At 68.4% G+C, this 19,469-nt stretch carries 15 protein-coding genes; 6 read left to right on the top strand and 9 right to left on the bottom strand.

The annotated features are described in order from the left end of the window. Nucleotides 1-2: 2 nt before the first annotated feature. The 7 genes from ggt (D1610_RS10265) to D1610_RS10235 all read right to left on the bottom strand — a co-directional run bounded on the left by ggt (D1610_RS10265) (nt 3) and on the right by D1610_RS10235 (nt 10,632). Nucleotides 3-1,685, bottom strand: a complete 1,683-nt coding sequence (gene ggt / locus D1610_RS10265) for a gamma-glutamyltransferase (RefSeq protein WP_118864100.1) — start codon at nt 1,683-1,685, stop codon at nt 3-5. After that, entirely contained in the window at nt 1,685-3,400 is a 1,716-nt protein-coding gene (ggt, locus tag D1610_RS10260; RefSeq protein WP_245942134.1) for a gamma-glutamyltransferase, read from the bottom strand. The genes ggt (D1610_RS10265) and ggt (D1610_RS10260) overlap by 1 nt, the downstream gene beginning before the upstream one ends. After that, a complete protein-coding gene (locus D1610_RS10255) occupies nt 3,400-4,725 on the bottom strand; it encodes a dicarboxylate/amino acid:cation symporter (RefSeq protein WP_245942133.1) in 1,326 nt (441 codons plus the stop codon). The genes ggt (D1610_RS10260) and D1610_RS10255 overlap by 1 nt, the downstream gene beginning before the upstream one ends. 111 nt (nt 4,726-4,836) lie before the next feature. Then, on the bottom strand, nt 4,837-7,944 hold the full coding sequence (locus D1610_RS10250; RefSeq protein ID WP_118864099.1) for a TonB-dependent receptor domain-containing protein: 3,108 nt from the start codon (nt 7,942-7,944) through the stop codon (nt 4,837-4,839). A 52-nt stretch (nt 7,945-7,996) separates the two neighbouring features. Then, nucleotides 7,997-9,217 (bottom strand): FAD-dependent oxidoreductase, encoded by a 1,221-nt coding sequence (locus D1610_RS10245; RefSeq protein ID WP_118864098.1) that lies wholly within the window; start codon nt 9,215-9,217, stop codon nt 7,997-7,999. Between the two features lie 158 nt (nt 9,218-9,375). Then, on the bottom strand, nt 9,376-10,275 hold the full coding sequence (locus D1610_RS10240) for a LysR family transcriptional regulator (protein WP_118864097.1): 900 nt from the start codon (nt 10,273-10,275) through the stop codon (nt 9,376-9,378). 9 nt (nt 10,276-10,284) lie between these two features. After that, on the bottom strand, nt 10,285-10,632 hold the full coding sequence (locus tag D1610_RS10235; RefSeq protein WP_118864096.1) for a RidA family protein: 348 nt from the start codon (nt 10,630-10,632) through the stop codon (nt 10,285-10,287). 138 nt (nt 10,633-10,770) lie between these two features. On the opposite strand from D1610_RS10235, the gene D1610_RS10230 reads away from it, so the two are divergent. After that, on the top strand, nt 10,771-12,228 hold the full coding sequence (locus D1610_RS10230; protein WP_118864095.1) for a helicase HerA domain-containing protein: 1,458 nt from the start codon (nt 10,771-10,773) through the stop codon (nt 12,226-12,228). Here the strand turns inward: D1610_RS10230 and D1610_RS10225 are convergent. Both D1610_RS10225 and D1610_RS10220 read right to left on the bottom strand, forming a co-directional pair. Next, nucleotides 12,225-13,304: an NAD(P)/FAD-dependent oxidoreductase gene (locus tag D1610_RS10225; RefSeq protein ID WP_182466783.1), complete on the bottom strand. Its 1,080-nt coding sequence runs from the start codon at nt 13,302-13,304 to the stop codon at nt 12,225-12,227. The two genes, D1610_RS10230 and D1610_RS10225, sit on opposite strands and share 4 nt — an antisense overlap. Continuing rightward, a complete protein-coding gene (locus D1610_RS10220) occupies nt 13,304-14,251 on the bottom strand; it encodes an alpha/beta fold hydrolase (protein ID WP_118864093.1) in 948 nt (315 codons plus the stop codon). The genes D1610_RS10225 and D1610_RS10220 overlap by 1 nt, the downstream gene beginning before the upstream one ends. 48 nt (nt 14,252-14,299) lie before the next feature. Here D1610_RS10220 and D1610_RS10215 point away from each other — a divergent pair, with 48 nt between their 5' ends. Genes D1610_RS10215 through D1610_RS10195 form a run of 5 tightly spaced genes read left to right on the top strand, consistent with a single transcriptional unit; the run spans nt 14,300 to nt 19,449 of the window. Beyond that, entirely contained in the window at nt 14,300-14,773 is a 474-nt protein-coding gene (locus D1610_RS10215) for an A24 family peptidase (RefSeq protein ID WP_118864092.1), read from the top strand. A gap of 51 nt (nt 14,774-14,824) precedes the next feature. Continuing rightward, the gene (gene cpaB / locus D1610_RS10210) at nt 14,825-15,847 is read left to right on the top strand and encodes a Flp pilus assembly protein CpaB (RefSeq protein WP_118864091.1); all 1,023 of its coding nucleotides are present in this window, start codon (nt 14,825-14,827) and stop codon (nt 15,845-15,847) included. 1 nt (nt 15,848) lies between these two features. Beyond that, the gene (locus tag D1610_RS10205; protein ID WP_118864090.1) at nt 15,849-17,492 is read left to right on the top strand and encodes a type II and III secretion system protein family protein; all 1,644 of its coding nucleotides are present in this window, start codon (nt 15,849-15,851) and stop codon (nt 17,490-17,492) included. Between the two features lie 20 nt (nt 17,493-17,512). Further along, a complete protein-coding gene (locus D1610_RS10200; RefSeq protein ID WP_118864089.1) occupies nt 17,513-18,163 on the top strand; it encodes a CpaD family pilus assembly protein in 651 nt (216 codons plus the stop codon). Further along, the gene (locus D1610_RS10195) at nt 18,163-19,449 is read left to right on the top strand and encodes a P-loop NTPase family protein (protein ID WP_118864088.1); all 1,287 of its coding nucleotides are present in this window, start codon (nt 18,163-18,165) and stop codon (nt 19,447-19,449) included. Before D1610_RS10200 ends, D1610_RS10195 begins: the two co-directional genes overlap by 1 nt. Nucleotides 19,450-19,469 lie beyond the last annotated feature (20 nt).

The following is a 19,469-nucleotide window of genomic DNA, read 5'->3' as shown; positions in this document are numbered from 1 at the left end:
TGTCACTGTCCTCCCGTGGTTCGGACGACGCCGTCGCGCCGCGAATCCGCGCCGCCATCGAAACGGCCATTCCTGATGATGACGCCGTGCAGTCCCGAATCCTCGCCCGAGCCGGAGCGCACCTTCACGCCGCGCGTCGCCAGTGCCGCGCGCAACGGGGGAGCGAACTTGTCCGCCTCTCCGGCGAAGCTGTCGCCGCGCGCGACCAGGTTCGGCAGGTCGATCGCCTGCTGCATCGTCAGCCCCCAATCGAGGCTGCCGACCAGCGCCTTGCCCACATAGGCGAGGATGGCTGTGCCGCCCGGCGATCCCAGTGCACCGACCAGATCGCGCTGCTTGGACAGGATGATGAGCGGCGTCATCGACGATCGCGGCCGCTTGCCCGGTGCGACTGCGTTAGGGCCTTCGGGCACGAAGGAGAAATCGGTCATCTGATTGTTGAGGAAGAAGCCGTCGACCATCCGGCCCGATCCGAAATAGCTTTCGACCGTGGTCGTCATCGACACGGCGTTGCCGAAGCCGTCGATGATGACGAAGTGTGAGGTGCCGGGCACCTCGTGGGTCGCGTCGATCCGCGCCGGAGGCACGCCCGGAGGCGTGCCCGCTTCGGGCGGCGCGGCGGCGGCGTTGCCGATCAGCCTGGCGCGGCTCGCGACATAGGCTGGATCGAGCAACCCTGCAACGGGCACGCGGACGAAGGCCGGATCGCCGACATAGGCGTCGCGATCCGCGTACATCAGCCGGCTCGCCTCGGCGAATTGAACCCAGGCTACGGGATCGCCCGGCCCGCGCGACGCGATGTCGGTGCGCTCGAGCATCGCCATCAGCTGCAACAGCCCGACGCCCGACGAAGGCGGCGGCGGCACGCAGAGCAGGTAGACGCGGTAGCCGTTGCACAACGCCTCGCGCGCCTCGGGCCGGTAACCGGCGAGATCGGCCTCGGTCATGCTGCCGGGATTGGGCCCTTGGCGCAGCCGCGCGACAATGCGCCGCGCGGTTTCCCCCTTGTAGAGCGCGTCCGTCCCCTCGGTCGCCAGCCGTCGCACGAAATGGGCATAAGCGGGATTGCGGAGAGTATCGCCGGCCTGGACCTTCTCACCCTGCGCATTCCTGAAATAGGCGACGACGTCGGGCGCGCTCACCTGCGCGAAATCGCCATGGACGAAGCGTTCGAGCCGGCTGGTGACGGTGAAGCCTTCATCCGCCACGCGCGCGGCGTCGCCGAACAGGCTGTTCCAGGCGAGCCTGCCGTGCCGCCCATGCGCCATCGCCAGCATCGCCACCGCGCCGGGCACGCCGGTCGCGCGCCCGCTGGTCATCGCCGCGCCGCGCGGCAGCGGCTTGCCGTTTGCGTCCAGGAACATGTCCGGCGTCGCGCCGGCGGGGGCGGTTTCGCGCCCGTCATAGACCGCAACGGTCTTGGTCGCGGCATCGTAGCGCACCATGAACGCACCGCCGCCGAGCCCTGAGCTTTGCGGCTCGACCAGTCCGAGCATCGCCTGCACCGCAACCGCCGCATCGCTTGCATCGCCGCCGCGGCGCAGCACCGCGAGGCCCGCCTCCACTGCCAGCGGATGCGCGGCCGCGACGAAGCCCTGCCGTTCGGTGGATGCGGGCGCCTGCGCGGCCGGCTTGGGGGCGCAGGCGGCGAGCGCCAGCGCGGCGATGAGGACAACGCGCCGCATCACGGCTCGATCGCCTTAGCGCCCGGCCGCCGCGGATCGGCTGCGCCGAGGAACAGCCCGTTTTCGATCATGATCGATTGTGCGCTTCCCATCGTTTCGTCGCTGGTGATCTTATGACCCTTCGCCTTCAAGGCCGCGACGGTGTCCGGGTTGAAATTGGGTTCGACCCGCAAGCTGTCGCCCGTTCCCTGATAGATGCGCGGCTGATGCGTCGCCTCGTCGATGTTCAGGCCGAAATCGATGACATTGACGATCACCTGCAGCACCGTGTCAATGATCGTGCTGCCGCCCGGCGTGCCGGTGACCAGCCATGGCTTGCCGTCCTTCATCACGATCGTCGGCATCTGGGTGGAGAGCATCCGCTTGCCCGGCGTAAGCGCGTTGAGCGGCGGCGGCGTGCCGCTGCGCTGGGCTTCCCAGGCTTGCTCGTGGCTGAAATTGTTCATCTGGTTGTTGAGCAATATGCCCGTGCCCGCGATCATCACCCCCGATCCGAAATCGGCGCCCAGCGTATAGGTGGTCGAGACGACGTTGCCGTCCTTGTCCGCGATTGAGAAATGGGTGGTGGAGGGACTTTCGAAGCGCGTCGGGTCGCCCGCGCCCAGCGTATCGGGCGGCGTCGCCGCGTCGCGCTTGATCAGCTTGGCGCGTTCGGCGGCATATTCCTTTGAGATAAAGCCCTTGACCGGCGCGGTGACGAAAGCGGGGTCGCCCAGTGAACGGTAGCGGTCGAGATAGCCGAGCTTCATCGTCTCGGCCATCAGGTGGAGCGACGCGGCGGAGCCGGCGCCCAATGGCTTCAGGTCGAAATGCTCGAGGATGTTGAGCATGTTGAGGAGCGTCGCCCCGCCCGCGCTGGCCGGTGGCGCAGTATAGACGGTGTGGCCGCGATAGGTGCCGACCAGCGGCGCGCGCTCGACCGGGCGATAGACGGCGAGATCGGCGAGCGTGATGATGCCGCCATTCGCCTTCATGTCGGCGGCGATGCGGCGGGCGATCTCTCCCTTGTAGAAGGCGTCCGCCCCGCCTTTGGCGATCTGCTGCAGGCTCCAGGCGAGATCGGGCTGTCTCAGCACCTCGTCCTTGGCGTAGCGCGTGCCGTCGGGCTTGTAGAAAGTGCGTTTGGCGGAGATGCTGTTGGACAGCCGCTTCTCGCCCCAGCCGAACACGAACGCCTCATCGGCGGTCAGCTTCACGCCATCGCGCGCCAACCCGATCGCGGGCGCGACCAGATCGGCCCAGGGGAGCCTGCCCCATTTCCTGTGCGCGTGCGCCAGGCCGGCGACGGTGCCGGGCACGGCGGGCGCGAGATAGCCGAAGCTGGCGATGGCGCGCTCCTTGCCCGCCTCGTCGACGAACATCGCCGGCGTCGCCGCGCGCGGCGCGACCGAGCGGAAATCGATGACGCGCACCTGCCCGGTCTTCGCGTCATAGACGGTCATGAAGCCGTCGCCGCCGATATTGCCCGCGCGGGGCAATGTGACCGCGAGCGCGAAGGCCGTGGCGATCGCGGCGTCGACCGCGTTACCGCCCTTGCGCAGGATCGCCGCGCCCACCTCGCTCGCCATCTCGTTCTGGCTGACGACCATCCCGCGCGTGCCGATGACGGGCGAATGGATGCTGGGATATTCGAGGAGCTGGCGGCTCTGCGCGATCGCGCCGGCAGGCAGCGCCAGCGCGGCGAGCGCAAGGAGGAGGTGGCGAAGGATCATCATCATACGTCGTCCCGCGAGTTATAGGCGCCGACATCCATCTCGCCCTCCCACCGCGCGACGGCGGTGGCGATCGACAGGTCCGAGGTGACGTTGGGAACGGTGCGGATCATGTCGAGGATGCGATCGAACGGCAGGATGAAGCCGACGACGATCGCGGTCTGCTCGGGCGTGATGCCGATCGCCGCGAGGACGGCGGCGAGGACGAACAGCGATCCCGACGGCACCGGCGCCACGCCCATGGCGACGATGGTGGTGGTCGCTGCGATCACCAGATAGTCGGCGAGGCTCAGCTGGACGCCGAACGCCTGCGCGGCGAACAGGGTGAGCATCGCGACGTACATCGCCGCCCCGTCCATGCCGATGGTCGCGCCAAGCGGCAGCACGGTCGAGGCGACCGGCGGGGAGACGCCCAGATTGCGCTCCGCCACCCGGATCGCGACGGGCAGCGTCGCCGAGCTCGACGAGGTCGAGAAGCCGACCATGATCGCATCGGCGATGCCGCGGAAGAAGGGCAAGGGCGGCAACCAGGCGAGCAGCCGCACGACGATGCCGCCATGGATGACGAGCGTGACGAACGCCGAGCCGACGACGACGCACAAGCCGAGCTTCAGCACCGCGAGGAAGCTCGCCGGCCCGCTCGTCCCCATCACCACCGCGATCAGCGCGAACACGCCAAAGGGCGCGGTCTCCATGACGAAGCCGACGATCTTGAGCATCACCTCCGATCCGCCGGCGAGCAGGCGACGGACCGGCTCCGCCCCCTCGCCCGCGGCGATCACGCCGGCGCCGACCAGTACCGCGAAGAAGATCACCGACAGCGTCTGTCCGCTCGCCATCGCGCCGATCGGATTGTCGGGCACGATCTCCATGAACATCCGCGCGGTATCCTTGGGCGGCGCGACCGCGCGCGGCACCGCATCGGCGAAGCTTGCGCCCAGGCCGGGGGCGATGAGGGTCGCCACGACCAGCCCCGTCGTCACCGCCAGCGCGGTGGTGAGGACGTACATGCCGAGCGTCTTCACCCCGATGCTCCCCAGCCGCTTCGGATCGGCCAGCGCCGCGACGCCCGAGGCGATGGTGAGGAAGACGAGCGGCACGACCAGCATCCGGATCAGCCGGACGAACAGCTCGCCGATCCAGCCGATGCTGGTCGCCCCCTCACCCCAGGCGATGCCGACCGCCGCGCCCAAGACCAGCGCGGCGAGGATGCGCTTCCACAAGGCGATGCCGAACCACGCCCGCCCGGCGCGGTGGAGCACGCGGGATCGGGCGGTGGGTTCACTTGCTTCGGGCATCGGCGCCTCGGGTGCGGTCGTCTCGGTCATTGGGATGCTCCGACGGAGTGGCGGCGTGGGCGCGAGGCTGGTCAGCCTGGCCATCAAGGCCGATCGCGAAATGAAGGCGCCTGCGCCGCAGCGGACGCAGGCGCGCGCCAGTTAGAAGCGCTTGCTGAGTTGAAAATATACTTGGCGGCCGCGGTTGCTGTAGAGGTCGCCGATATAGCCATAGGTCCCGTCCGCCAGCGGTGCGAGACGATTGAAGATGTTGCGCGCGCCGACGCGCAACCGGGTATCGTCGAGCAACCCGCCTTCGGCTTCGACCTGTAGGTAGAGGCTGTGGGTCAAATGGTCGTCGACCCGGAAACGCGTACCGTCGTCAAGCGCGGCCGAAGTATCGGTGACCGGGCCAGTATAGCTCGTGTACCAGCCCGCGCCGAACTGGTCGTAACGCCAGGTGAGGCTTGCCGACCCACGCCATTTGGGACGGCCATTCTCCTCGATCAGGCTCTCGGCGCCCGCGATATTGATGAAGTCGTTGATCGTCCCTGCGCCCTGCGCATCGATGAGGCTCTGGGTAAGCGGATCGGGCGTCTGGAAGAATTCGAGCAGGCGCGCGGCGTTCACGCGCAGGCTGAAGTCGCCGATGCCGGTGTCCTCGACCCGATAATAGAGGCCGAGATCGTAGCCGCGCACCGTGCGCGGGCTGAGATTGGTGTAGTTGTCGATCACCTGGATGATCTCGCCCACCGGTGCGATCCCGCTGTTCTCGAAAGCTTCGGTATCCTCCTGGTCATGCGGCAGGCGCTGGACGTTCGGGTTGGACGAGCCCTGCAGCCGCAGGAGATAGTCGAGGATCAACGCGTTGCTGTCGCCGAATAGCCCGATCACGTTCTTCTGGCGGATTTCCCAATAATCCGCAGTGAAGGTGAGACGCCCGGCGCGGCCAAGATCCATCTGGAAGGTGCCGCCGACCGAGAGGTTTTCCGACTCCTCAGGCTTCAGATCCTGGCTGCCCGAACGGTTGCTGACCACGCCTTGGCTGCGGCCCGGAAGATCAGTGCAATCGGCGAAGGTCGAGATGCGCCCCAGGCGGAGATCGGCTTCGCAGCGAATCCAATCGGTGCGCGTGTTGGAACGCTGGATTCCGCTCTCGAACAGCTGCGGCAGGTTCGGCGCGCGGAAACCCTGCGACCAGCTGCCGCGGAACTGGAGGTTGCGGACCGGATACCAGGACAGCGCGACCTTGGGTTTCGCGACGGTGCTGAAGCCCTGATAAGCCTCCATCCGGCCGGCGAGCTGGAGGTCGAGCGAACGGATCAGCGGCACGTCCATCTCCGGCGACACCAGTGGCACCGCGAATTCGAGATAGGCCGAGATGGTGTTGCGCGCGCCCGAGCTATCAGGCGTAGGGCTCGCGCCCATCACGTCGCTGCCGTTGCTCGACTTGTCGAGCGCGACGAAAGCGACGGTGCCGTCGAGCCGATCGTCGCGGTCGTCCGCGAAGGTCTCGCGCCGGAACTCGACGCCCGTCGCCATGCCGACCCGGCCGCCGGGCAGGGTGAACAGGTCGTTCTTTGAGAGCTTCAAGTCGGCCATCATCAACTCGGTGGTGCTGATGCGCGAGACATCGACCATGAAGCTGTCGATGACGTCCTGCGGATTGCTGTTCGACCCGTAGCGCGACGGGTTCCGCGGATCACCGCCGGCGAACGGGTTATAGGCGCTGGCATCGGTACGCGAGAGCGCTTCCTGGAGCAGCGTCAGGCTCGGCTGATACATGGTGTCGTTGGTGCGCGCCTTCGAATACAGCAGCGCTGAATCGAAATCGAAGCCGAGGACTTCGCCGCGCAATCCGGCGAGAGCGCGGATCGTATCGTTGCGGACGTTGACGCGGAGCGGGCCGGCATCGATGAGGCGATAGTCGTCGACTTCGACCGCTACCCCCGCCGTGGGGACACCCGTCAGCCCGGGGATCCGATTCGGGCTGCCGACCGGGCCGAGCGGGTTCCAATAGCCGTCGACCGGGACGATCAGCCGTTGGCTGGCGAGCGCGGTCTCCTGTTCGCGGAACGCCTGATAATCGGCGCGATACCAGCCGGCCTCGGCGAAGAGTTCGACGCTGCCGAAATCATGGTTGAAGAAGCCGAACAGGTTGATCCGGTCATTCAGCCCCTGGATGGTGCGTTCGGTGTTGATGTCGTACCGTAGGTTGCGGTCGGCACTAGTGGTCGCGAGCGTACTGTTGTCAAAACAGGTGCTCGGCGCCAAGCCAGGTGCGAGGCAGCCCTCGTTGGTATCGGGCTGGATGTGGAACGAGCCGCCCGTTCCGGTTGCCAGGGTGACGCCGTTCACGCGCGTCGTCGTAACGGGCGAAACCGCCGTCGGACGCGAATAGTCGCCGTGCAGGCGATAGAATTCGCCCCAGCCGGTGCTGGTCGACGTGTTGTCGAAATCGGCATTGCCTTCCCACGGCGTGCCGACGAACAGCGGGCGCATGTCCGACGAGCGCGAGTTGCGGCGCTCACGCGCGTACAGCGGATCGCGGTGGTTGTACGAACCGAGCAGCGAGATGTTGGAATTGCCGCCGTTGAAGCTGTGGCCGGCCTCGAACGCGAACTCATATTCGAGTTGGCCCGAATCATCGGTGAAGCCGAGTTCGCCGGTGGCGCGGACCCCCTTCACATTGTCCTTGAGCACCGTGTTGATCACGCCCGCCACCGCGTCCGAGCCGTAGATGGCGGCGGCGCCGTCGAGCAGCACCTCGACGCGGCGGATGCCCATCACGGGAATCGCATTGGTGTTGACGCTCTGGACCGGAACCAGATTTTCGGACTGTGTACCGGGATGAAGGACCATGCGGCGGCCATTCAAGAGCACCAGCGTGTTGCCGGTGCCCAACGCGCGCAGGTTGATCGAGGCGGTGTCGCCTCGCGCATCGTTGATGCCGCCGGCATCGCGGCTCTCGTTGAAGGCGACATCGCCGGCCTGCGGGATCGCGCGAAAAAGCTCGTCGCCACTTGTGGCGGCGACCGCATCGATATCGTCCTGGTTGAGCACGGTGACGGGCAGGTTGCCCGCCACATCCGCGCCCTTGATCTGCGAGCCGATGACGACGATGTCGTCGGCGGTCCCCTGCGCCTCGGCCTGTTCCTGCACCTCCTCCGCGGTCTGCGGCGGCGGCGCGGGGGTGTCCTGCGCGGCGGCGGCGGTCGCGAGCAGCGAGACGCCGCCCATCAGCATGGCGATGCGAAATCCGGTCTTCATTGTCATTCCCCTTATCCCTGGTCCCACTGTCCGTCCGGCGTCTGCCGCGCCGTCAATTTCCTTCGCCGATCAGCCGCGCGACGCGTTCGGCCGCGCCCGCCGCATAGGTCCACCCCAGCGCGCCGTGGCCGGCATTGGCGAACACGCCGGGCGCGATCTTGCGGATGATCGGCAGCGAATCCGGGGTCATCGGCCTGAGGCCGGCCCAGCTTTGCTCGATATTGTCGTAGTCGGCCGCGCCGGGCAGCGCGGCCCGCGCGCTGCCGACCAGCGCGGCGAAGCGCCTCGGATCGACCCTCCGGTCGCGCACGCCGAGATCGGCCAGGCCGGCGATGCGCATCCGGTTGCCCAACCGTGCGAACACGACGCGGTTGGATACGTCGGTGATGCTCACCTCGGGCGCCGCGGCCCCCGGTGGGGCGGTCAGCGAATAGCCCTTCATCGGCTGGATCGGCAGCCGCGCGCCCGCCGTCCGCGCGAGCTTGGCCGCATCTGCGCCGGCGCACAGGATGATCGTGGCGGCGTCGATCCGCCCGCCATTGTCGGTGACGACCGCAGGACGGCCGCCGCGCGCATCGATCCGCGACACGCGCGAGCGGAAGCAGCCGGTGAAGCGCTCCGATGCCTTCAACGCGGCGAGCGCGCCGAGGCAGAACCGGTACGGATCGCCCACCTCCTCCTCCGGCGTGTGCAGCGCGCCGGCCATGTCGCGCCGGATCGCGTCGAGCATCGGCTCGGCGGCGACCGCCTCGTCCACGCCCAGCACATGCTGATCGAAGCCCATCGTGCGCTTGATCGCGGCCAGCTCCGCGGCGGCGGCCAGCCCCTTCGCGTTGCGGTAGATGTGCAGCTTGCCGGGCGTGGCGTGGGCGAACTCGATGCCGTGACGCTCGACCAGGCCGTGCAGCGCCAGGCGCGATTCGATCGCCAGCGTCAGCCCGGCGATCGTGTTGCGGTGAAAGCGCGTGGCGGTGGCGTTGCGCAGAAAGGCCAGGCCCCAGCGCAGGAAGTCTGGATCGAGCGAGGGGCGCAGGCGAAAGGCGGGATCGGCGGCGGCGATCAGCCGCGGCATCTGCGCGACCATCGCCGGGCTGGCCAGCGCATCGGTATAGGCATAGCTCAGCTGCGCGCCGTTGGCGTAGGACGTGCCCAGTCCCGGCCCTTCCGCGGCGTCGACCAGCGTCACCCGCCGGCCCCGCTCGATCAGCGCGAGCGCGGTGGTCACCCCAACCACGCCTGCGCCGATGACGAGCACATCGCCATCGCCCTTCATCCGACGACCGGATTGAACAATGATTGCGCCAGCAGCGTCATTTCGTTTCGCGATCCCCCAATTCCGGCATCGATCGTTACGTCGCCGGTTTGGAGGCAACTTAGCCCTTGGCGCGGGCTTGCCACCGATGAATCATTTGTGACAGCTATAGATCGGAGTTATGGATGGCCGCTGCGGCTATCGGCAAGCACCTGCGCCAGCACCGCGAGGAACTGGCGGGCTGCGCGCGAGGGCGGGCGATCCTCCAGCGTGACGTGGCTGATGGTGAAGCCGAGCGGCGGATCGGTCGGCAGCACCGTGAAATCGTCCGATCGCCAGGCACGCGCGGTGAATTCGTCGATCACCGTGATGCCGCGCTCCAGCTGCGCCAGACGCGCGGCGATGAAGAAGGTCTGGACCGACACGGTTTCGCGAAAGGCGACGCCCTCGCGCGCCGCGGCGGCGGTCAGCACGTCGCCGATCGGCCCGGTCGCGGCGACGCCGATCACATCCTTGCCGGTGAGCGCGGTCAATGGCAGACGCTCGCCGGTGGCGACGAAGCTGCCCTTGGGGAACATCACCACCAGCTCGCCCTCGGTCAGCACGGTGCGCGCCAGCCGCGGGTGCGGCGGCGGGGTGTAGGCGATGGCGAGATCGGTCTCGCGTTCGATCAACGAGCGGACCAGATCGTCATGATGGTGGGTGTGGACCTCGAAGGTCACGCGCGGATGGTCGCGGCGGAAGCGGGCCAGCGCTTGCGGCACGACGTCGAGCGCCAGGCTGGGGACCATGCCCATGCGGATATGCCCCCCACCGGCCTGCGCCAGATTGCGCGCGGTGTGCTGCAGCGACGCGAGCCGTTCGAACACGTCGCCCGCCTCGCGGAACAGCGCGTGCGCCTCGTCGGTCGGCGCCAGCCGTCCCCGCACCAGGCGGAACAGCGCGAAGCCGAGCTGATCCTCGGCATGGCGCAGCATCTTGCTGACCGAAGGCTGCGACACGCCTAGCGCGCGCGCCGCTCCGCTGATCGATCCGTTGGTGTAGACGGAGTGGAAGATCTCGATGTGACGAAAGCGCATGCGCCTCTCTTAGGGCTTCAGCGCGATCGCCTCCACCTCGATCAGCGCGTCGGGCGCGAGCAGGCCCGACACGACGGTGGAGCGCGCCGGATAGGGCTCGCCGAAGACCTCGCGATAGGCGGCGTTGAACGCCGCGCCGTAGCTCGCGTCGGTCAGCCAGGCGGTGACCTTGACGACATCGGCGGGAGTGCAGCCATTGTCGGCGAGCACCTCGGCGAGGTTCGCCATCACCTGCTTCGCCTGAGCTTCGATCCCGCCGGCGACGATGGCGCCGTCCGCCCCCCGCGCGAGCTGGCCCGAGGTGAAGACCAGGTTCCCGACGACGCGGGCAGGGCTGAGCGGCGGCTTGGCGGACATGCGTTTTCTCCTTCGTGGTCGTCATGCCCTGGCGCGCGCGCCCGCGCCCCAAGATTCTGCACCGGCCGTCATAGACGCGAGCTATACTCGCCGCTTCCCCCTTGCCCTTCCGCCTCCCGCTCGGCCAAAGGCTCAGCGGTGAGCGTATGCGTGGACATGGGGGTGGACGGCGCCGGCAGGCCGGTGCCGATCGACGTGGAGGAGCTGCTGGCGACCCGGCTGCTCGTCCAGGGCAATTCGGGATCGGGCAAGTCGCACCTGCTGCGCCGGCTGCTGGAGGGCAGCGCCGGGCTGGTCCAGCAGGTGATCGTCGATCCGGAGGGCGACTTCGTCACGCTGGCCGAGCCGTTCGGCCATGTCGTGATCGAGGCGAGCGATTATTCGGAGCGCGAGATGGGGCGCTTCGCCCAGCGCATCCGCGAGCACCGCGCGAGCGTGGTGCTGAGCCTGGAGGGGCTGGAGGCAGAGGCGCAGATGCGCTGCGCCGCGGCGTTCCTCTCGGCGCTGTTCGATGCCCCGCGCGAGCACTGGTTCCCCGCGCTGGTGGTGGTCGACGAGGCGCAGCTGTTCGCCCCGGCCGCGGCCGGCGAGGTGGCCGACGATGTCCGCCGCGCCTCGCTCTCCGCGATGACCAACCTGATGTGCCGCGGCCGCAAGCGCGGGCTGGCCGGCATCATCGCGACGCAGCGGCTGGCGAAGCTCGCCAAGAACGTCGCGGCGGAGGCGTCCAACTTCCTGATGGGCCGCACCTTCCTCGATATCGACATGGCGCGCGCCGCCGACCTGCTGGGCATGGAGCGGCGGCAGGCAGAGCAGATCCGCGATCTGCAGCGCGGATCGTTCCTCGCGCTCGGTCCGGCGCTGTCGCGGCGGCCGGTGGCGATCCGCATCGGTGCGGTCAAGACCTCCGCGCGCAGCGGCAATGTCGCGCTGCTGCCGCTTCCCGAACGGCCGGCCGAGACGATCCGCGACACGCTGCTGGCGCCGGTCGAGCCCGCTGCGGCTCCCCCTCCTCCGCCACCGCCCACGCGCATCGAGCCAGAGGAACTGGCGGCGCGGATCGAGACGCCCGCGCCGGCGGAAGCCGCCCCGTTCGACGAGGACGCGTTCGAGGCGGCCGCGGCCGATGCGATGCGCGATCTCGTCGCCGATCCCGAAGCGGCCTTTCGTCCCGCGCCTGCGCTCTACCAGGATTTCCAGATGCGCTGCCGGATGCGCGGCTTCGTCAAGCCGCCCGTGGCGCTCGCCGATTTCGCCCGCCGCTTGGCGATGGCGCGCGCGGGGATCGATCCGGCGGAGCGGCACGACTGGGGCGAGGCGCTGGCGGCGGCGGGCGACCTGCCCGACGACATGCTCGGCCCCTTCCTCCTCATCGCCCGCGCCGCGCGCGAGGGCGCCGAAACACCGGGCGATGCCGAAATCGCCCGCGTCTACGGCACCCATTCGCAAGGCCGGGTCCGCCGCCTGATCGCCAATATCGAGCAGCGCGGGCTGATCGCCTCGCGCATCGACTTGTCGGGCAAGCGCTCCTTCGCGGTGCCGAGCCTCGGCTGGACCACCGCGCCGAGCGATCCGGGCGAACAGGCGCTCGCCTAGCTCAATCTGTCGGGGCCGTATTGCGCCGGATCGATAGCGGCGACCGCCGGATCGGGCGGCGCGGCGGTGATCAGGCTCGCCGCGAGCATCGCGGCGGCGGGTGCGGTCTGGATGCCGAAACCGCCCTGGCCAGCGAACCAGAAGAAGCCCTCCGCGCGCTGGTCGAAACCGTAGACCGGCAGCCGGTCGGGCGCGAAGCTCCTGAGGCCCGCCCATTTGCGCTCGACCGCCGCGACGCGCCAATCGACGGCGTGCTCGAACCGGTCGATGGCGATGGCGACGTCCATCTCCTCGGGTTGCGCATCGCAGGGATCGGTCGCGATCTCGTCATGCGGGCTGAGCCACAGCTTCCCGCCGGCTTCGGGCTTGAAATAGAAGCTGCCGTCGATCGCCGCGACATGGGGCAGATGTTCGGGCGCGGCGGGATCGGTGCGCAGCTGCGCCATGGTGCGGCGAAAGGCGCGGATGCCGAGCGGCGCCACGCCCGCCCACACCGCGACCTGATCGGCCCAGGCGCCCGCGGCGTCGACCAGGATGCGCGCGGCGATCGGCTCCGCACCGGCTTCAATCTCCCATCCGCCGGCAATACGCCGCGCCGAGCGGAGCGCGGCGTCGGTCATCAGCACCGCGCCGGCCCGCCTGGCACGAGCGAGGCAATCGGCATGGAGCCCGGCGACATCGATATAGGCGCAGCTCGGCTCCAGCACGCCTAGCCGCCATTCGGCGCGCAGGCCGGGAATGCGCGTGGCGGGATCGACTTCCTCGAGCGTGATCGGCGTATCGGCGAACGCGTTCAGAAACGCATCTACCGCGGCGCGATCCCCGATCCGGCCGATGTGGAGCGATCCCAGCGGCGCGAGGAAACCGCCGGCGCGAAGCGCCGCGCCGGACGCGGTGGTCAGCGGCTGGATCGCCGCGCCGCCATAGGTCTCGCTCCAGAACGCCGCCGAGCGGCCGGTGGCGTGATAGCCGGGCTGCGCCTCCGCTTCGAGGATGGCCACGCGGCCGTGTGCGGCGAGCTCCGCCGCGAGGCTCGCCCCGGCGATGCCCGCCCCGACGATGGCGAAATCGAACATCAGGCGCGCGGCGCCCGCGCGCCCAGAAACGCGTCGATCTCCGCAAGCGCGCGGTTGCGAACCGGATCGGCCTCACGCAGGATCTCATGTGCGGATTCGCGGCCGAAGCGCACCAGCTTCGTATCGGGCAGCCGCGCGGCGATCGCGCGGCCGGCCGATGCGTCGACCAGCTTGTCCGCGTCGGGCGACAGGATCAGCGTCGGCACCGCCATCGTCGCCAGCCGCGGATCGGCGCGGAGCAGGCGCGTGCCTTCGAACGCCGCGGTCACCCAGGCCCAGCTGGGCGGCCCGATCGCGATCTCCGGCCGCTCCAGCTTCCAGGCGATCTCCTGGTCGTAGCGTTCGAGGCTGTGGGTAAGGAGCTTCTGCCGCGTGGTGAGCGTCGCGGGCTTCTCGTTTGATTTCCACGCCGCGCGGTCGGGCTTGCCGATGCGCGTCATGAAGCGGGCGATGCGCTCCATCGCCGCGACGCCGAATGGCGCGCCATGCAGGCCGAGCATCGGCGCGACCAGCACCGCCGCATCCGGGTCGATCGCGTCCTCGACCAGCGCGCGCAGCACCAGATAGCCGCCCATCGAATGCCCCATCACGACGTGCGGCCCCGGCGTGGCGTCTCGCCACACGTGCCAGAAATCATGGAGATCTCGCACCAGCGGCGTGAAGTCCGCCAGATGGCCGACCTTGGGATCGCCACCCAGCCGCCCCGAGCCGCCCTGCCCGCGCCAGTCGAAAGAGGTCACCCCCCAGCCCGCCGCCTGCCAGCGATCGAACGCCTCGAAATATTTCTCGAAGATGTCGCCGCGCCCGCCCTGGAAGAGGATCGATCCGCGCGGCGACGCGCCGCCCGGCGGCAGCGAGAAGCGACGCAGGCGCCAGCCGTCGGGCGCGGTCCAGTGATCGATCGATCCTTCCGCGTCGATCGTGGCGCGGTGCGGGAAATCTGCCATCCGGCTTGGTTACGTTTTTGAAAGCCATCCCGTCTAGGACATTTCCCGATGGGGTGGGATCAGGTCTCGATAGCGTTGCTGGGCGTGCTCGCGATGCTGCTGGTTTCGGCGGCGGTCGAGGATATCCGCATCCGCGAGATCGCCGATTGGAAGAACATCGCCATCGCCACGCTCGCGCCCGCCTTCTGGTGGGCGACCGGCTATCAGTTGTGGCCCGACGTCGCGATCCAGCTGGGGCTCGGCCTTGCCGTGTTCGGACTGTTCACGCTCGCCTTCATGGCCGGCCAGATGGGCGGCGGCGACGTCAAGATGCTCGGCGCGCTTGCGCTGTGGTTCCCGTGGCAACCGCTCTTGAGCCTGTTGATGGTGATGGCGCTGGCGGGCGGCGCCTTGACCATCCTGCTCGTCATCGAACGCCGAATCCGGCGGAAATCCGGGCAACCTGAGATACCTTACGGCGTCGCGATCGCCTTCGCCGGACTCGTTTCCATTCACCAACCGATCCTTAACCATTTCGGATGATGCTTAACGCGGGTTCAATCGACCTGCTTCGGGGAAAGGCGCTGTAACGTCATGGATGCCAAGAAAATCGCTCTGCTGGTCGGCGCACTGATCGTCGCCGCTTTGACGGCCTTCATGGCGCGCAGCATGTTTGCCGGCGCGGCCGCGCCACAGGCGGCGGCAGTGATGCCGACGAAGGTCGAGGGACCGGAAGTGCTCGTCGCCACCCGCGCCCTGCCCGTCGGCACCATCATCGAGCCGGACAGCTTCCGCTATCAGCCCTGGCCGCAGGAGCTGGTCAACGACACCGCCTATTTCGTCAAGGGCGGCCCGGTCGACGCCGCCAGGCTGCAGGGCGCGGTGGTGCGCAACGCGATCACCGCCGGCCAGCCGATCACGCAGGGATCACTGGTGCAGCCGGGCGAGCGCGGCTTCCTCGCCGCGGCGCTGAGCCCAGGCATGCGCGCGGTCACGGTGTCCGTCTCCGCCCAATCCGGCGTCGCCGGCTTCGTCTTCCCGGGCGACCGGGTGGACATCGTCCTGACCCAATCGGTCTCTGGCGGTGGCGATGGGCCGCCGCTCAAGGCGACCGAGACGATCCTCCGCAACGTTCGCGTGCTCGCCACCGATCAGCGCACCGATGCGATCAACGACGAAGGCAAGCCTACGGTGCAGACATTCTCCACCGTGACGCTGGAGGCGACGCCGCGCATCGCCGAGAAGATCGCGGTCGCGCAGACCATCGGCCAGCTTTCGCTGTCGCTGCGCTCGCTCGCCGACAACAACGCCGAGCTGGAGCGTGCCATCGCTTCGGGCGAGGTCTCGGTGCCCGAGGGCGACGACGCCGCGGCCGACAAGCAGGTTCTGCTCGCCGTCGCCAGTCGGCCGATCGATACCGAAACCACATTCGTCACCGGCGCCGACGTGTCGCGCTTCCAGCGCCGCACGGTGCCGGCCAAGCCTGCGGACGATCGCGGCAGCCGGGATTCGGGCGGCAGCAGCGGCGCCTTCCCGGGCGCGGCCGTTGCCAAGGGGCCAGTCGTCCGGGTGGCGCGCGGCAACAATGTAACCGAAGTTCCGGTTGGGGGTAAGTAAGATGCGCACCAATAAGCTGGTTGCCCGCACGAGCCTGGGCACCGCCCTCGCTGCGGCGCTCGCGGTCGGCCTCGCCGCCACCGCGTCCGCCCCGGCCGCGGCCCAGGTCGTGGCCCGGACACCGAACGAAACGATCCAGATCAGCGTCGGCCAGGGCCGCATGGTCAAGCTCGATGCGCCGATGTCGGACCTGTTCGTCGCCAGCGACGAGATCGCCGATGTGCAGGTGCGGTCGCCGACCCAGCTGTTCATCTTCGGTAAGAAAGCCGGGGAGACGACGGTCTACGCAACATCCAAGTCGGGCAAGGTGGTCTATTCCACCACCATTCGGGTCGGCGCGAATTTCGGTTCGCTCGATGCGATGCTCGATATGGCGATGCCGGAAGCGGACATCACGGCATCGACGATGAACGGCGTCGTGCTGCTGACCGGCACCGTGCTCAGCCCCAGCGACAGCGCGGAGGCGGAACGGCTGGCCAAAGCTTTTGTCGGTGAGGAGACCACGGTCATCAGCCGCCTCAAGACGGCGACGCCGCTGCAGGTCAACCTGCAGGTCAAGATCGCCGAGGTGAGCCGCGACTTCGCCAAGAATATCGGCAACAACCTGATCACGCGCGACACCGGCGGGTTCAAGATCGGCGTGTCGGGCCGCGAGTTCGGTTCGATCGGCAACGTCGACACCTCCGACCTGCCGCAGCTTGACGCGTCGTCGCGGTTCGGCCTGCCGGCCGGCTCGATCACGCTGCCGTTCGATCCGCGCATCGGCGACTTCGTCTATCCCAATTCGGGCACGGCGTTCGATTTCAGCGATATCCGCAGCAGCGCACGCACGTCCCTGGGATTCGCGGGCCGGTTCCTCGGTCTCGATATTGCCGACGTGCTCGACCTGGGAGAACGCGACGGCCAGGTGACGACGCTGGCGAGCCCCAACCTGACCGCGCTGTCGGGCGAGACCGCCAGCTTCCTGGCGGGCGGCGAAATTCCGATCCCGATCAGCCAGGGGCTGGGCGCGGTGACGGTCGAATACAAGCAATATGGCGTCAGCCTGGCGTTCACCCCGACGGTGCTGGCCGACGGCCGCATCTCGATGCGCGTTCGCCCCGAGGTTTCCCAGCTGAGCGCGGCCGGCTCGGTCACGCTGGGCGGGGTCACCATCCCTGGCCTCACCACCCGCCGCGCCGAAACGACGCTGGAGATGGGCTCCGGCCAGAGCATGATGATCGGCGGGCTTCTGTCCAACAGCGTCGACAACTCGATCGACAAGACGCCAGGCCTTGGCGACGTGCCGATCCTCGGCTCGCTGTTCCGTTCGAACGCGTTCCGGCGCTCGGAAACCGAGCTGGTGATCGTGATCACGCCGTATCTGGTGAAGCCGGTCAATGCCGGGGACATCAAGTTGCCGACCGACGGCTTCAAGGCGCCAACCGATCTCGAGCGCGTGCTGCTCGGCCAGACCGGCGGCGGCAAGTCCGGTGAGGAGCGGCCCAAGCCGACGACCGCGCCATCTGCCGGGCCGGTCATCGGATCCGCGCCGCTGCCCGCAGGCCCGACGCTTCCCGCACCGCCCGTGCAGGCCAAGGCGCCGCCGCCCGCGACCGGTCCCAAGACCGCATCGTCGAGCGCGACGCCCGGTTTCAGCTTCTAAGCCCTCAGGAAGGACAAGACATGCAGCGTCTTCTTGCATCCACCGGCCTCCTGATCGCGACGCTCGGCCTCGCCGCGTGCGCGGGCACCGAGAATCGCGGCGTGGAATCGGTCCAGCAGCCCGTTGTCAGCCGCGCCGATTATGCGCTCGATCTCGGCGTCCATGGCGACGGACTGGGCATGGGAGAGCCCAGTCGCCTGAGCGGCTGGCTCGCGTCGATGAAGCTCGGTTACGGCGATCGACTCTCGATCGACGACGGCGGCGCCTATAACACCGGCGTTCGCGCGGACATCGCCCGTCAGGCGGCGCGCCACGGCATCCTGGTGTCGGATGCAGCCCCCGTCACGGTCGGAGCGGTAGCCCCGGGGACGGTGCGCGTGATCGTCACGCGCAGCCGCGCCGAGGTGCCGGGCTGCCCGGACTATAGCCGCATGTCGCAGCCCAATTTCGATGCGCACGCCTCGTCCAACTTCGGCTGCGGGACCAACAGCAACCTGGCGGCGATGGTCGCCAACCCAGAGGATCTCGTCCGCGGGCAGGACCGTCCGCTCGTCTATGACGCCGGTCGCGGAACCAAGGCGATCGACACCTATCGCGAGGCGGAGCCGACCGGCAAGGGCGGTCTCAAATCGGAAAGCGCCACGGGCGGCTCTGGCGGAGGATCCAACTGATGAACGCACCTTGGAAAGCGAGCAGCTCTACGCGTGACGCGTTCGTTGCCTATGCCTGCGACGAGACGACCGCCGAGGCGATCCGCCCGATCGCGGTCGAGCTCGGCTGGCCGGGCGACAAGATCAACAAGGGCGGGCTGCGCAACGCGGTGCAATCGCTCTCGGTCTCGGCGAGCCCGCACATCCTGTTCGTCGATCTGTCCGAATCGGGCGATCCGCTGAACGACATCAACGCGCTCGCCGAAGTCTGCGAGCCGGGCACGGTGGTGATCGCCGCCGGCCAGGTCAACGACGTTCGGCTGTACCGCGACCTCCTGGCGAGCGGCATTCAGGATTACCTGCTGAAGCCGCTGTCGCCCGACATGCTGCGCGAATCCTTCGCGCATGCGCAGGCGATCCTTTCCGCGCCCAAGGTCGACACCGGCAGCGAGCGCCCGCATATCTCCGCCGCGGTGATCGGCACGCGCGGCGGCGTCGGCGCGTCGACGCTCGCCACCTCGCTCGCCTGGCTGTTCAGCGAACGCGACAAGCGCAATACGGCGCTGCTCGATCTCGACGTGCATTTCGGTACGGGGGCGCTCGCGCTCGATGTCGAACCGGGGCGCGGCTTGACCGATGCGATCGAGAATCCGAGCCGCATCGACGGGCTGTTCATCGAACGCGCGATGGTCAAGGCGACCGAGCGGCTGGCGATCCTCTCCGCCGAGGCGCCGATCCACCAGCCGATCCTGTCCGACGGGAGCGCCTTCTTCCAGTTGCAGGAGGAGATGCGCGGCGCGTTCGAATGCACCGTCATCGACATGCCGCGATCGATCTTGGTCCAGCATCCGCACCTGATCAACGACGTGCAGGTCGCCGTCGTGGTGACCGAGATCACGCTGGCGGCGGCGCGCGATTCGATCCGCATCCTCTCCTGGCTCAAGTCCAACGCGCCGCATGCGCAGGTGCTGGTCGTCGGCAACCGCGTGCCTGCGAGCGGCGCGCTCGAGATCAGCCGCAAGGACTTCGAGACCTCGATCGAGCGCAAGCTCGATTACTGCGTGCCGTTCGACCAGAAGGTCGCCGCCAACGCCGCCAAGCTGGGCAAGCCAATGGCCGAGGCGGGCAAGGGATCGAAGACGATCCAGCCGGTTGCGCAGCTTGCCGAACGCATCCTGGGCGCAGCGGATGAGCAGGCCGAGAACCAGACCGCCGACGGCAAGAAGGCGAAGGACAAGCCCAAGGGCATGTCGCTGCTCGGCAAGTTCGGCGATCTGAAGGCGATGATGCCCAAAAGGGCGAAGTGATCGGCGCGCCGTGCGCCTCG

Source organism: Sphingomonas gilva (assembly GCF_003515075.1).
In the GTDB taxonomy this organism is placed as follows: domain Bacteria; phylum Pseudomonadota; class Alphaproteobacteria; order Sphingomonadales; family Sphingomonadaceae; genus Sphingomonas; species Sphingomonas gilva.
Note: the sequence above shows the minus strand (reverse complement) of the source record. Positions and strands in the feature narration are given on the sequence as shown.

Coding starts and splice junctions, on each gene's coding strand:
- ggt (WP_118864100.1), bottom strand. CDS start 1,685: ATGCGGCGCGTTGTCCTCATCGCCGCGCTGGCGCTCGCCGCCTGCGCC.
- ggt (WP_245942134.1), bottom strand. CDS start 3,400: ATGATGATCCTTCGCCACCTCCTCCTTGCGCTCGCCGCGCTGGCGCTG.
- D1610_RS10255 (WP_245942133.1), bottom strand. CDS start 4,725: ATGACCGAGACGACCGCACCCGAGGCGCCGATGCCCGAAGCAAGTGAA.
- D1610_RS10250 (WP_118864099.1), bottom strand. CDS start 7,944: ATGAAGACCGGATTTCGCATCGCCATGCTGATGGGCGGCGTCTCGCTG.
- D1610_RS10245 (WP_118864098.1), bottom strand. CDS start 9,217: ATGAAGGGCGATGGCGATGTGCTCGTCATCGGCGCAGGCGTGGTTGGG.
- D1610_RS10240 (WP_118864097.1), bottom strand. CDS start 10,275: ATGCGCTTTCGTCACATCGAGATCTTCCACTCCGTCTACACCAACGGA.
- D1610_RS10235 (WP_118864096.1), bottom strand. CDS start 10,632: ATGTCCGCCAAGCCGCCGCTCAGCCCTGCCCGCGTCGTCGGGAACCTG.
- D1610_RS10225 (WP_182466783.1), bottom strand. CDS start 13,304: ATGTTCGATTTCGCCATCGTCGGGGCGGGCATCGCCGGGGCGAGCCTC.
- D1610_RS10220 (WP_118864093.1), bottom strand. CDS start 14,251: ATGGCAGATTTCCCGCACCGCGCCACGATCGACGCGGAAGGATCGATC.
- D1610_RS10215 (WP_118864092.1), top strand. CDS start 14,300: ATGGGGTGGGATCAGGTCTCGATAGCGTTGCTGGGCGTGCTCGCGATG.
- cpaB (WP_118864091.1), top strand. CDS start 14,825: ATGGATGCCAAGAAAATCGCTCTGCTGGTCGGCGCACTGATCGTCGCC.
- D1610_RS10205 (WP_118864090.1), top strand. CDS start 15,849: ATGCGCACCAATAAGCTGGTTGCCCGCACGAGCCTGGGCACCGCCCTC.
- D1610_RS10200 (WP_118864089.1), top strand. CDS start 17,513: ATGCAGCGTCTTCTTGCATCCACCGGCCTCCTGATCGCGACGCTCGGC.
- D1610_RS10195 (WP_118864088.1), top strand. CDS start 18,163: ATGAACGCACCTTGGAAAGCGAGCAGCTCTACGCGTGACGCGTTCGTT.